The sequence below is a fragment of the Streptomyces sp. NPDC005962 genome (assembly GCF_040629205.1).
In the GTDB taxonomy this organism is placed as follows: Bacteria; Actinomycetota; Actinomycetes; order Streptomycetales; family Streptomycetaceae; genus Streptomyces.
In genome coordinates this window covers 207,633-219,549 of sequence record NZ_JBEXVE010000008.1, presented here as the reverse complement: position 1 = coordinate 219,549, position 11,917 = coordinate 207,633, and the positions used below count along the sequence as shown (strand labels likewise).

12 protein-coding genes are annotated in these 11,917 nt (G+C 71.6%); 7 read left to right on the top strand and 5 right to left on the bottom strand.

All coding sequences use genetic code 11. The features are described from left to right. Nucleotides 1-67 precede the first annotated feature (67 nt). Entirely contained in the window at nt 68-904 is an 837-nt protein-coding gene (locus ABZ370_RS16350; protein ID WP_358620713.1) for a sulfurtransferase, read from the top strand. Nucleotides 905-991: 87 nt separating this feature from the next. Here ABZ370_RS16350 and sepH read toward each other — a convergent pair whose 3' ends face one another. From sepH to ABZ370_RS16335, 3 genes are all read right to left on the bottom strand, one after another. After that, nucleotides 992-2,062 (bottom strand): septation protein SepH, encoded by a 1,071-nt coding sequence (gene sepH, locus ABZ370_RS16345; RefSeq protein WP_358620711.1) that lies wholly within the window; start codon nt 2,060-2,062, stop codon nt 992-994. Between the two features lie 429 nt (nt 2,063-2,491). Then, a complete protein-coding gene (locus ABZ370_RS16340) occupies nt 2,492-3,817 on the bottom strand; it encodes a D-arabinono-1,4-lactone oxidase (RefSeq protein ID WP_358620710.1) in 1,326 nt (441 codons plus the stop codon). After that, nucleotides 3,771-5,027 carry an MFS transporter gene (locus tag ABZ370_RS16335; RefSeq protein ID WP_358620707.1) on the bottom strand — a complete coding sequence of 419 codons (1,257 nt, stop codon included), beginning with the start codon at nt 5,025-5,027 and terminating at the stop codon, nt 3,771-3,773. The genes ABZ370_RS16340 and ABZ370_RS16335 overlap by 47 nt, the downstream gene beginning before the upstream one ends. Before the next feature lie 183 nt (nt 5,028-5,210). On the opposite strand from ABZ370_RS16335, the gene ABZ370_RS16330 reads away from it, so the two are divergent. Both ABZ370_RS16330 and ABZ370_RS16325 read left to right on the top strand, forming a co-directional pair. Continuing rightward, nucleotides 5,211-6,353 (top strand): ferrochelatase, encoded by a 1,143-nt coding sequence (locus ABZ370_RS16330; protein WP_358620705.1) that lies wholly within the window; start codon nt 5,211-5,213, stop codon nt 6,351-6,353. A gap of 106 nt (nt 6,354-6,459) precedes the next feature. After that, a complete protein-coding gene (locus ABZ370_RS16325; protein WP_358620703.1) occupies nt 6,460-7,260 on the top strand; it encodes an inositol monophosphatase family protein in 801 nt (266 codons plus the stop codon). A gap of 192 nt (nt 7,261-7,452) precedes the next feature. Here the strand turns inward: ABZ370_RS16325 and ABZ370_RS16320 are convergent, their stop codons facing one another. Beyond that, entirely contained in the window at nt 7,453-7,620 is a 168-nt protein-coding gene (locus tag ABZ370_RS16320; protein ID WP_358620701.1) for a hypothetical protein, read from the bottom strand. Nucleotides 7,621-8,034: 414 nt separating this feature from the next. On the opposite strand from ABZ370_RS16320, the gene ABZ370_RS16315 reads away from it, so the two are divergent. The 4 genes from ABZ370_RS16315 to ABZ370_RS16300 all read left to right on the top strand — a co-directional run bounded on the left by ABZ370_RS16315 (nt 8,035) and on the right by ABZ370_RS16300 (nt 11,447). After that, entirely contained in the window at nt 8,035-8,688 is a 654-nt protein-coding gene (locus tag ABZ370_RS16315; protein WP_358620699.1) for a response regulator transcription factor, read from the top strand. A 6-nt stretch (nt 8,689-8,694) separates the two neighbouring features. Then, the gene (locus ABZ370_RS16310) at nt 8,695-9,930 is read left to right on the top strand and encodes a HAMP domain-containing sensor histidine kinase (protein ID WP_358620696.1); all 1,236 of its coding nucleotides are present in this window, start codon (nt 8,695-8,697) and stop codon (nt 9,928-9,930) included. Between the two features lie 405 nt (nt 9,931-10,335). Then, nucleotides 10,336-10,638, top strand: a complete 303-nt coding sequence (locus ABZ370_RS16305) for a DUF4193 domain-containing protein (protein WP_123101731.1) — start codon at nt 10,336-10,338, stop codon at nt 10,636-10,638. Between the two features lie 170 nt (nt 10,639-10,808). Next, nucleotides 10,809-11,447, top strand: coding sequence for a hypothetical protein (locus tag ABZ370_RS16300; RefSeq protein ID WP_358620934.1), 639 nt, complete (start codon nt 10,809-10,811; stop codon nt 11,445-11,447). Here ABZ370_RS16300 and ABZ370_RS16295 read toward each other — a convergent pair. After that, nucleotides 11,444-11,887 carry a DUF3093 domain-containing protein gene (locus ABZ370_RS16295; protein WP_358620694.1) on the bottom strand — a complete coding sequence of 148 codons (444 nt, stop codon included), beginning with the start codon at nt 11,885-11,887 and terminating at the stop codon, nt 11,444-11,446. The genes ABZ370_RS16300 and ABZ370_RS16295 overlap by 4 nt on opposite strands. Nucleotides 11,888-11,917: the final 30 nt, after the last annotated feature.

Here is an 11,917-nt window from a genome sequence, read left to right as displayed (position 1 = left end):
ATCGGCTGTGCGGTGGGTGATCGGGGGGTCCAAACATCGCAGGGGCATCTACGCAAGGATGGTTCCCATGAATGCCATCATCACCGCACCTGATCTCATGAACGCGCTGGCGGGGGAGCGCCCCCCGCTTCTGCTGGACGTGCGCTGGCAGCTCGGCGGCCCTCCCGGCCGCCCCGCGTACGAGGCCGGACATCTGCCCGGCGCCGTGTACGTCGATCTCGACACCGAGCTGGCGAGCCCGGCAGGGTCGGCCGGACGCCATCCGCTGCCCGATCTTTCCGCGTTCGCGGCCGCGATGCGCCGGGCCGGGGTCGGCCGGGACCGGCGCGTGGTGGCGTACGACGGCGGACAGGGGTGGGCGGCGGCGCGCGCCTGGTGGCTTCTCCGCTGGGCGGGCCATCCCGACGTACGCGTACTCGACGGCGGTCTGCCCGCCTGGACCGCGGCCGGTGGCGGGCTGACCACCGACCTCCCGGACGAGCCCGAGGGCGACTTCGTCCCGGAGCCCGGCGCCCTGCCGCTGCTCACGGCGGACGACGCGGCCGCGCTCGCGCGGCGCGGGGTGCTGCTGGACGCGCGGGCGGGCGAGCGCTACCGCGGCGAGGTCGAGCCGATCGACCGGGTCGGCGGCCATATCCCGGGCGCGGTCTCCGCTCCCACCGCCGAGAACGTCACCGCCGACGGCCATCTCCTGCCCGCCGAGCGGCTGGCCGAGCGCTTCGCGGACTTCGGCGCCACCGGGGACACCGAGGTCGGGGTGTACTGCGGTTCGGGCGTCTCGGCCGCGCACCAGGTCCTGGCGCTGGCGGAGGCGGGCATTCCGGCGGCTCTGTACGTGGGGTCGTGGAGCGAGTGGTCCGCCGACGGCGGCCGTCCGGTGGCCACCGGCCCTCAGCCCGGCTGAACCGCCGCGGAACCGCCGAGCGAAAAGCTCCGGGCCCCGTCACCGACCTGCGGTGGCGGGGCCCGGAGCGTGCACCGAACGGGTCGGCTACTCCTGCTTCTTGCGGCGCGTGCCGAAGACGATCTCGTCCCAGCTCGGCACCGCGGCCCGGCGGCCCGGACGGACACCGTCCGCCTCGGCCTGGCGGTCCGTCGTACCGGTCAGCCGGTCGCGGTGGCCCGCGACCGCACGGGGCATCAGTACATCCGCGTACGCCGAACCCGCGCTCGCCGCCGGGGCGGGCGGCTCGACGGTCTCGGCCTCCTCCACCGGGTCGTCCGGCGGCGGTGGTGGCGCCACGACCGGTGCCTCGGGCACGACCATGTCACCGCGGAAGTTGGGCACGGCCTCTAGCAGGCTGGTCAGCGAGTCGCGCTCGCCGCCGAGGCCGTCGTCCATCGAGGCGGACGCCGGTGTCGGCAGGGCGGATTCGCCCTCGTCGTCGCCGTACTCGGAGTACGTCCCCCGGTCCCGGTCCCGGTCTCTGTCCCGGTCGCGGGGCAGCCGGGCGATGCGCGGCACGAAGGGGAAGCTGGGCTCCGGGGTGTCGTCGGCCTCACCGATGAGCGTCCGCGCCTCGTCGTCCACGGCCTGGACCAGCCGCCGGGGCGGGTCGTAGGTCCAGCTCGCCGAGTGCGGCTCACCGGCGACCCGGTAGACCAGCAGCACCTCCCAGGTGCCGTCGTCACGCCGCCACGAGTCCCACTGCGCGGTGTCCTTCTCGGCGCCGCGCAGCAGCAGCCGCTCCGCCACGGCCTCGCCGAGCTGCGGTCCGGTGTTCTCGCCGGGGCGGCGCACGGGTGTCTTACGGGCGCGCTCGGCCATGAACGCGCGCTCCGCCAGCACCGGGCCCTCGAAGCGGCGCACACGGTCGACGGGGATGCCGGCCATCTGCGCGACCTCTTCGGCCGTGGCGCCGGCGCGTATACGGGCCTGGATGTCACGGGGCCGGAGATGGCTCTCGACCTCGATCTCGATCTGGCCGAGCCGAGCACGGTCGTTGCGCACCGCGGCGCGGAGGCGCTCGTCGATGGGAAGTGTGTACTCCGTGCTGTCCGCAGCCTTGAGCACCAGCCGTGTGCCGTCGTTGCTGACGGCCACGACACGCAGTTCGGGCATGGGGACCTCCCGGGTGGTGCCTGCCGACGTCACGGTTGCGTCGCTGCTCTCCCGCTAGACGAGTGTGGCCTGCCCGGGTGCAGCCTGCCACAACTTTGCCGAGTTGCCCGGGCCCGTTCGTTGCCGCCCTCTGCCCCCTCCCGTTGGGTCCGGGCGGCCGGACGGGAAAGCGGGGCCAGGGCTCGCCACAGTACTCCATTCGGGCCGCCCGGGTGGAGCGGCGCGCCAGCGGAGTTCGGGCGTGGCGTGGTGATCCGGCGCCGAATCCTCCGAAGCGGAGCGCAATATGGATGGCAACTTTCACAGAAACGTCAGAATCGGAACGATCCGCTTCGCTTATAGTCCGCTTCCCCCTGTGGGCGGGAACGAATGTCCACGCGAGGGCGGGACACGCGACGGCGGGAGGGGCCGCGCGTCCGTCCGGCCCCCTCAGCCGCCGAGCACCCGCCGCAGGTAGTCGTTGCCGAACACCCGGTCCGGGTCGAGCCGGTCGCGCAGCGCGGTGAACTCCCCGAACCGCGGATAGACCCCGGACAGATACGCGGCCTCACGGCTGTGCAGCTTGCCCCAGTGGGGGCGTCCGCCGTGCGCGGTCATGATCTGCTCGGCGGCCGTGAAGTACGCCCGGTGCGGGGTGCCCCGGTAGAGGTGGACGGCGATGTACGCGGTGTCCCGGCCGGAGGCGGTGGACAGCGGGATGTCGTCGGCGGGCGCGGTCCGCACCTCCACCGGGAAGCTGACCCGCAGCCCCGACCGCTCGACGGTCGCCTTGAGTTCGCGCAGCGCCGGGACGGCGGCCTCGCGCGGCACCGCGTACTCCATCTCCAGGAAGCGGACCCGGCGCGGGCTGGTGAAGACTTTGTAAGGGATGTCCGTGTACGTACGGGCGGACAGGGCGCGGCTGGAGATCTTCGCGATCCCGGGAATGGTGGCGGGGACCGCCCGGCCCACCGTGCAGGCCACCTGGAAGATGCCGTTGGACAGCAGTTCGTCGTCCACCCAGCCGCTGACCCGGCCGACGGGGGAGGCGGGGCCGGTGCTGCGGTTGTTGCGCTTGGTGTTGCAGTTGCCGGTGTGCGGGAACCAGTAGAACTCGAAGTGCTCGTTCTCGGCGACGAGTTGTTCGAAGTCGGTCATCACCTGCTCGAAGGGCATCGGCTCCTCGCGCGCAGTGAGCAGGAACTCCCGCTCCACTCCGAAGGTGATCGCGGTGACCACGCCCAGCGCGCCGAGGCCGACCCGGGCGGCCGCGAAGATCTCCGGGTGCTCGGTCGCCGAGCAGTGGAGCACCGAGCCGTCCGCCGTGACCAGCTCCAGGGCCTTGATCTGGGCGGCGATCGAGGCGCTGTCGCGTCCCGTCCCGTGGGTGCCGGTGGAGATGGCCCCGGCCACCGTCTGCTCCATGATGTCGCCCATGTTGGCCAGCGACAGACCGGCGGCCGACAGGGTCTCGTTCAGCTGACGCAGCGAGGTGCCCGCCGCGACGGTCACCGTGCCCGCCTCCCGGTCCACCTCCCGCACGCCGACCAGGCGGTCCGGGCGTATCAGCACGCCGTCGGTGGCGGCCGTGGTGGTGAACGAGTGGCCGGTGCCCACCGCCTTGACCCGCAGCCCGTCCGCCACGGCCTGGCGCACCGCCTCGGCCAGCTCCTGGGTGGAGGAGGGGGCCACGCTCCGTACCGGACGGGCGATGACGTTCCCCGCCCAGTTACGCCACACGCTGTTCCGCTCGGTTCTTACGGTCTTGACGGCCATCCGGACCTGACCCCTCCCGCTGTGGCGCCGGCCGGAGCCGGCGGTACCCGAGGAACGCCACCGCCGCCGCGAGCGCCCCGGCCACGGCCGGCACCGCGTACCCCGCGCGGGCCCCGGCGGCGTCCACCACCCCTCCGGTGGCCGACGAGCCGAGCGCCACCCCGACCATGAGCCCGGTGCTCACCCAGGTCATGCCCTCGGTCAGGTGCGCGCGTGGTACGTGCTGTTCGACGAGGGCCATGGTCGTGACCATCGTCGGTGCGACGGCCAGGCCCGCGACAAAGAGCGCCACGGCCAGAAACGAGAGGTTCCCGACCAGTTGGAGGGGGATCATACTCACGGTCATCGCACAAATACCCAGCAACCAGCGGAAAGAGAGTGATCTTTTGAGCGACAGCAGTCCGAAGACGGCTCCCGCCCCGCACGAGCCCAGCGCGTACACCGCCAGGACCAGGCTCGCCGCCCCCTTGTGACCCTGGTCCTCGGCGTAGGCCACGGTCGCCACGTCGACCGCCCCGAAGATCGTGCCGACCGCTATGAAGGTCAGGACCAGCACTTGGAGCGCGCGCGAGCGCAGCGCGGAGCCGCCGGTGTGTGTCCCGCGCGGATGCGGGGCGGGCTCGGTGGCCCGCTGCGAGGTGAGCCAGAAGACGCCGACGGCCAGGAAGCCCGCGGCGACGAGCGGACCCGCCTCCGGGAACCAGGAGGTGGAGAGCCCGATCGAGATCACCGGGCCGAGGATGAAGCAGACCTCGTCGACGATGGCCTCCCAGGAGTACGCGGCGTGCAGTTCGCGCGGGGCGTCCCGGTGGATCGCCGCCCAGCGGGCCCGCACCATGGACCCGACGCTCGGCACACATCCGGCCGTGGCGGCGAACGCGAACAGCGTCCAGTCCGGCCAGCCCCGGTGGGCCGCCAGCAGCAGCCCGGCCAGCGAGGCGAGGGTGATGAGGGCCGCGGGGCGCAGCACCCGGCGCTGCCCGTACCGGTCGACCAGCCGGGAGATCTGCGGGCCGATGACGGCGACGGAGAGCGCGAGGGTCGCCGCCAGCGCACCGGCCAGCCCGTACCGGCCGGTGAGTTGGGAGACCATCGTGACCACGCCGATGCTCGTCATGGCCACGGGCATCCGCGCGATGAACCCGGCCACGGAGAACGCCTTGGCGCCGGGGGCGGCGAAGATCACACGGTACGGACCGGGTCCGGGCATGGCAGGGGCCTCCGCGGGCTGGCAGAGCGGCGGGACGGGATGGTGGGAGGAGTGCTGAAGAGGGGGAAAGCAGGTCGGCGGAGCCGGGGTAAGGAACGTCGAAGCTGATACAGCTTACGGTCGCCCAGGGGCCCGCACAGGGGCATTTCCCGCCGGTCCGGGGCTGGTGGCAGGATCGGGACCATGCCCGAACAGTCAGCGCAGACATCCCCCGCTCCGTACGACGCCCTGCTGTTGCTCTCCTTCGGCGGGCCGGAGGGCCCGGAGGACGTCGTGCCGTTCCTGGAGAACGTCACGCGGGGGCGGGGCATCCCCCGGGAGCGGCTCAGGGAAGTCGGGCAGCACTACTTCCTGTTCGGCGGCGTCAGCCCGATCAACGCGCAGAACCGCGAGCTGCTGCACGCGCTGCGCAAGGACTTCGCCGAGCACGGGCTGGACCTGCCGGTCTACTGGGGCAACCGCAACTGGGCCCCGTATCTGACCGACACCCTGCGCGAGATGGTCGCCGACGGCCACCGCCGCATCGCGGTGCTCGCCACCAGCGCGTACGCCTCGTACTCGGGCTGCCGCCAGTACCGCGAGAACCTCGCGGACGCGCTCGCCGCCCTGGAGGGCGAGGGGCTGCCGCTGCCGCGCGTGGACAAGCTGCGGCACTACTTCAACCACCCCGGCTTCGTCCGGCCCATGGTGGACGCGACGCTCGCCGCGCTCGCCGAGCTGCCCGAGGGGCTGCGGGCGGGCGCCCGCCTCGCCTTCACCACCCACTCCATCCCGACCGCCGCCGCGGACACCTCCGGACCCGTAGAGCAGCACGGCGAGGGCGGTGCGTACGTCGCCCAGCACCTCGACGTCGCCCGGCTGATCGCCGAGGCGGTGCGCGAGGAGACCGGCGCCGACCACCCCTGGCGGCTGGTCTACCAGTCCCGCAGCGGCGCCCCGCACATCCCCTGGCTGGAGCCGGACATCTGCGACCACCTGGAGGAGCTGCACGGCGAGGGGGTGCCCGCCGCCGTGATGGTTCCGATCGGCTTCGTCTCGGACCACATGGAGGTCAAGTACGACCTGGACACCGAGGCGGCGGCCAAGGCGGCCGACCTGGGCCTGCCGGTCGCCCGGGCCTCGACGGTGGGCGCCGATCCGCGGTTCGCGGCGGCGGTGCGCGATCTGCTGCTGGAGCGCGCGGCCACCGAGCGGTTCGCCGCCGGGGAGGCCCCGGCGGCCCCCGAGCGCTGTGCGCTGGGCGCGCTGGGCCCCGGCCACGACCTCTGCCCGGTGGGCTGCTGTCCGGCCCGCTCGCCGCGTCCGGCCGCCGCCGGAGCCGACTAGCCGACCGGGGCGCCGGTCCGGCGGATCTCGACGACGGTCCGGCGGGTCTCCAGGGCCGCCGCACGCGCACACGCAGTACGCAACGGGTAATCCGCTAAGGAGCACAATGACCGACTCGCTCAACGCCGAACTGCTCGATCTCGCCCTGGAGGTCGCCCGCAGGGCCGGGGACCTGCTGCGCGACGGCCGTCCGGCCGATCTCGGCGTGGCCGCCACCAAGTCCAGTCCGATCGACGTCGTCACCGAGATGGACGTCGCCTCCGAGAAGCTGATCACCGACTTCATCGCCCGGCACCGCCCGCAGGACGGGGTGCTGGGCGAGGAGGGCGCGAACAGCGAGGGCAGCAGCGGTGTCCGCTGGGTGATCGACCCGATCGACGGCACCGTGAACTACCTCTACGGCCTCCCGTCCTGGGCGGTCAGCATCGCCGTCGAACGGGACGGCGAGACGGTCGCCGGTGTGGTGGCGGCGCCGATGCGCGGCGAGACGTACCACGCGGTGCTCGGCCAGGGCGCGTACCTGGACGGGGAGCGCGTGCAGGTACGCCCCGCGCCCCCCTTCGAGCAGGCGCTGATCGGCACCGGCTTCGGCTATGTGCGCGAGCGCCGCATCGGGCAGGCCAGGGTCCTTCATGAGCTGCTGCCCCAGGTGCGCGATATCCGGCGCGGCGGATCGGCCGCCATCGACCTGTGCGACGTGGCCTGCGGCAGGCTCAACGCGTACTACGAGCGCGGGCTCAACCCCTGGGACTACGCGGCCGGTGACCTCATAGCCCGCGAGGCGGGCGCGCTCACCGGCGGACGGCCGGGCATACCCGCCTCGACGGAGCTGACCGTCGCCGCTGCCCCCGGCCTCTTCGAGCCGCTGCGGGCGCTGCTGGAGGACCTGGGCGCCTGGCACGACTGAGCAGATTCCCCGGGGCACGACTCCGCGCACGCGAAGCGCCCCGGTGCCATGAGGGCACCGGGGCGCTTCGGCGTGGATTGTGCTGGTTGTGCGTCATATGTAGGCGCACCGGAGCTGGATCGTCTCCGTCACACCGGGTTATCAAGCCGCCGGGAACAACATCGGGCGGCGCACTGGATCAAGCAGCCTGGATCAGGCGGCGCTTACTTCGACGCCGTGTTCGGCAGCCAGTCGGCGGAGGTCTTCCAGCTCCGCCAGCTCCACATCGGCGAGGAACTCGTCGCCCGTCTCGCGGGCGCGGGTCAGATCGGACTGGGTGGTCTCTATACGCTGCAGAATACCGGTGGTGAACGCGTCCATGGTGCGCCCCCTCGTCGTGGGTCGGTGGCACGGGGGTGTGCCGACGGCGGGAGCGATCACGTACGTGAATCCCTGAGGGTGGCAGCGGCTCATGGGATAGCCACATACAGGGCGTGATCGCGGGGTGTGCAGTCGTCCTCCCCGCCCCACTCGGAGCGGAAACCTCCGGCACCAAAAGTTTCTCAACGATCTTGAAAAAGCCCGCCATCGGTGCTGCCATCGGGGCCGCCACCGAGTGCTGCCGCCGAGACCGCAGCCGAGGCCCCGGAACCTCTTACCGCCGGTTTATGAGACTTCGAGGCAGGATGGAGGCGCCGAACGCTCATCGCGTCCGGCCAGATCACGCCCGCTGTGGCGCAGGAGAGTCCGCCGCGGCCACGAACCCGCCGCGGCCATGACGGAAGGACGAACGACGTGCGTGTACTCGTCGTCGAGGACGAGCAGCTGCTCGCCGACGCGGTGGCCACCGGACTGCGCCGGGAGGCCATGGCTGTCGACGTCGTGTATGACGGTGCCGCCGCCCTGGAGCGCATCGCCGTCAACGACTACGACGTCGTGGTCCTCGACCGTGACCTGCCGCTCGTCCACGGTGACGACGTGTGCCGCAAGATCGTCGAACTCGGCATGCCCACCCGCGTCCTGATGCTCACCGCCTCCGGCGACGTCAGTGATCGCGTCGAGGGGCTGGAGATCGGCGCCGACGACTACCTCCCCAAGCCGTTCGCCTTCAGCGAGCTGATCGCCCGGGTGCGGGCGCTCGGCCGCCGTACCACCGTCGCCCTGCCGCCGGTCCTGGAGCGGTCCGGGATCAAGCTGGACCCCAACCGCCGCGAGGTGTTCCGGGACGGCAAGGAGATCCAGCTGGCGCCGAAGGAGTTCGCGGTGCTGGAGGTGCTCATGCGCAGCGAGGGCGCGGTGGTCTCCGCCGAGCAGCTGCTGGAGAAGGCCTGGGACGAGAACACCGACCCGTTCACCAACGTTGTCCGGGTGACCGTCATGACGCTGCGCCGCAAGCTCGGCGAGCCCGCGGTGATCGTCACGGTCCCCGGCTCGGGCTACCGGATCTGACCGGGCATGGCCACGACTCCGCTGCCGCCGGCGGCCCCGCCCAAGCCCAGCTGGGACCCGCAGCACTCCTCGCCGCCCAACCCCTGGCTGCGCCCCACCATCCGGATACGGCTCACCCTGCTGTACGGCGGGATGTTCCTGATCGCCGGTGTGGTGCTGCTGACGATCATCTACCTGCTGGCGGCCGACGCCATCCGCCGGGGCAGCGAGTTCCCGCTGCAGATCGTGCGGATCGACTACAAGCCCTCCGGCACCTGCCATCTGCCCAGCCAGGGCAACAACGACGCGTTCAACCGGGCGGTGGCCCAGTGCATGTCCCAGCAGCGCGACTACGCCCTGGACGGGCTGCTGCGCCGCTCGCTGCTGGCGCTGCTGGGGCTGGCCGTGGTCGCGTTCGCGTTCGGCTACGCGATGGCCGGGCGGGTGCTCTCGCCGCTGGGCCGCATCACCCGTACGGCGCGTCAGGTGGCGGGCTCGGACCTCTCCCGCCGGATCGAGCTCGACGGGCCGGACGACGAGCTGAAGGAGCTCGCGGACACCTTCGACGAGATGCTGGAGCGGCTGGACCGGGCGTTCACCGCCCAGCAGCGCTTCGTCGCCAATGCCTCGCACGAGCTGCGCACCCCGCTGGCGATCAACCGCACCCTGCTGGAGGTGCAGTTGTCCGATCCGCAGGCCTCCCCGGAGCTGGTCCAGCTCGGCAAGACCCTGCTGGCCACCAACGAGCGCAGCGAGCAGCTGGTGGAGGGTCTGCTGCTGCTGGCCCGCAGCGACAACGAGATCGTCGACCGCAAGCCGGTGGACCTCGCCGAGGTCGCCTCCCAGGCCCTGGAACAGGTCCGGGCCGAGGCCCAGGCCAAGGGGGTGGAGATCCGGGGCGACCGGGCGGCCGCGGTGGTCCAGGGCAACGGGGTGCTGCTGGAGCGGATCGCGCTGAACCTGGTGCAGAACGCGGTGCGCTACAACGTCCCGGACCACGGCTGGGTGGAGGTGACCACCGAGGTACGGCAGGGGCAGGCGCTGCTGGTGGTCGCGAACACCGGACCGGTGATCCCGGCGTACGAGATGGACAACATCTTCGAACCCTTCCGCAGGCTCCGTACCGAGCGCACGGGCAGCGACAAGGGCGTGGGCCTCGGTCTTTCGATCGCCCGCTCGGTGGCGCGCGCCCACGGCGGGCGCATCGCGGCCGAGCCGCGGGAGGGTGGTGGCCTGGTGATGCGGGTGATGCTCCCGGTCTGAGCGCGGAACGGCGAAAGCGGGAGTACCCTCGTGGGGTGTTCGCTTTGGGCGGAATTTTCGTGATCCGCCCACCGCCAGTATCGTGTGTGATCGATCACATGGGCGATATTCAAGCCATACACTCTGCGTGATCGTGCCGGTTGCCGGAAAGCCGTAAAAATCCGGGTTTTCAGGCACCCTGATCACGGGAAGTACACGTCATGGCGCATGAGAGTGCGACATTCGGACCGTGTACGGTCCCGATGGCCATCCAACCCGATCACCTCTTCAGGGGTGCGGTTGGGTGTCGATTGAGTAACAGACCTTGATGTGAGGCAAAATCTCCGCCTCAGGTCGGGCACAAGTCCGGCCTCTCACGCGTTACGAGCGCTGAGACACCGCAGACACCCAGAGGGGGAGAGCGACATGGCAACGGATTACGACACCCCACGCAAGACCGACGATGACGTCAACGAGGACAGCATCGAGGAACTCAAGGCCCGGCGGAACGACAAGTCCGCGTCCACCGTCGACGTCGACGAGTTCGAGCAGGCCGAGGGCCTGGAACTACCCGGTGCGGATCTCTCCAATGAGGAGTTGTCCGTCCGGGTGCTGCCCCGCCAGGCAGACGAGTTCACCTGCATGACCTGCTTCCTCGTGCACCACCGCAGCCAGCTGGCCGCCGAGACCAAGAACGGCCAGCCGATCTGCCGCGACTGCGCGGCCTGAGCCGCAGGCCAGGCGTGGACGCGGAGCACGACGGCGTGAACGAGGGGCGCGGCGACGTGAACCAAGGGCGCGGCGACGTGAACCAAGGGCACGGCGGCGGGAAAGAGGCGGACGAGGCGCATGTCGAGCGAGGCCGGGCGGCCTCGCTCGCGGCCGCCCTCGGCCGTGGCGTGCGGCAGGGCGGTGACCGTGCGCGGGCGGGGGTATACGCGGTCGCCGACCGGATCGTGGCGAACGCACCGCGCATTCCGGTCCGCGACCTCGCCGCACTCCGCAAACAGTTCCCCGGGCTCGGCCCGGAGGAGATCGCGGACAAACTGGTGGCGGGTGCGGCGAACGGCACCTCCACCGTGGGCGCGGGCGTCGGTGCCGCGGCGATGCTGCCAACCCCGCCCGCCATGCCCACCGAGCTGGCCGCCGAGATCGTCGGCGTGGCGTCCATAGAGTTCAAGCTCATCGCCGAGCTGCACGAGGTCTACGGGGTGCGCGCGCCCGGGACCGTACGGCAGCGGGCCACCGTCTACCTCGCGGCGTGGGCCGAGGAGCGTGGCGTCGACCCCACCATCCCCGCCAGCGTCAACGCCGCGCTGAACGTCCGGATGAAGCGGGAGCTGCGCCAGCAGGTACTGAGACGGAGCTTCCGGAATCTGCCCGTCCTCGCGCCCTTCATGGTCGGCGCGGCCATCGGCGCCTCGATGAACCGGCGCGACACCAAGAGACTCGCGCGCAAGATCCGCAAGGATCTGCGCGACCGTCAGGTGCCCTGGGACGCCCTCCCCCCGTCCCCGAGCACCCAGGACGCCTCCTAGGCGCGTACGGCCGTCAGTGCCGCCGCCAGGCCCTCCGGGTCCCGGGTGGAGACGTACACGTACGGCGTCGGGTCCTGCGGATCGGTGACCTCGACCCGCAGCGCGGTCGGGATGTAGCTCCGCAGCAGCATGAAGGCCCGCGGATCGGCCTTGTACGACCGCCAGGCGGCCGCCTCGGCGGCGTCCAGCACCTCGGCGGCCCCGAGCGCCGACACCGGAATCCTGGCCTCTCCCGCCACCAGGGAGCCCGCCACCACCCGCACCCGGGCCGAGCCGTACGAACTCACCGCGACACAGGCCAGTGCCCCGCCTCCGATCAGCCCGCCGAGCATCGGCAGCGTTCCGAACGGCAGCATGATCAACGCCGTCGCGAGCCCGATCAGAAACGCGATGAACCACCATGAACGGGGCGCGGTCAGACGTTCGTCGTAAGGCTGCATGCGTATCAGCTTGGCATGGCCGCCTGCCGG

Bases quoted from the DNA above. Each gene is read 5' to 3' on its own strand.
- ABZ370_RS16350 (WP_358620713.1), top strand. From the start codon at position 68: ATGAATGCCATCATCACCGCACCTGATCTCATGAACGCGCTGGCGGGG.
- sepH (WP_358620711.1), bottom strand. From the start codon at position 2,062: ATGCCCGAACTGCGTGTCGTGGCCGTCAGCAACGACGGCACACGGCTG.
- ABZ370_RS16340 (WP_358620710.1), bottom strand. From the start codon at position 3,817: ATGGCCGTCAAGACCGTAAGAACCGAGCGGAACAGCGTGTGGCGTAAC.
- ABZ370_RS16335 (WP_358620707.1), bottom strand. From the start codon at position 5,027: ATGCCCGGACCCGGTCCGTACCGTGTGATCTTCGCCGCCCCCGGCGCC.
- ABZ370_RS16330 (WP_358620705.1), top strand. From the start codon at position 5,211: ATGCCCGAACAGTCAGCGCAGACATCCCCCGCTCCGTACGACGCCCTG.
- ABZ370_RS16325 (WP_358620703.1), top strand. From the start codon at position 6,460: ATGACCGACTCGCTCAACGCCGAACTGCTCGATCTCGCCCTGGAGGTC.
- ABZ370_RS16320 (WP_358620701.1), bottom strand. From the start codon at position 7,620: ATGGACGCGTTCACCACCGGTATTCTGCAGCGTATAGAGACCACCCAG.
- ABZ370_RS16310 (WP_358620696.1), top strand. From the start codon at position 8,695: ATGGCCACGACTCCGCTGCCGCCGGCGGCCCCGCCCAAGCCCAGCTGG.
- ABZ370_RS16305 (WP_123101731.1), top strand. From the start codon at position 10,336: ATGGCAACGGATTACGACACCCCACGCAAGACCGACGATGACGTCAAC.
- ABZ370_RS16295 (WP_358620694.1), bottom strand. From the start codon at position 11,887: ATGCAGCCTTACGACGAACGTCTGACCGCGCCCCGTTCATGGTGGTTC.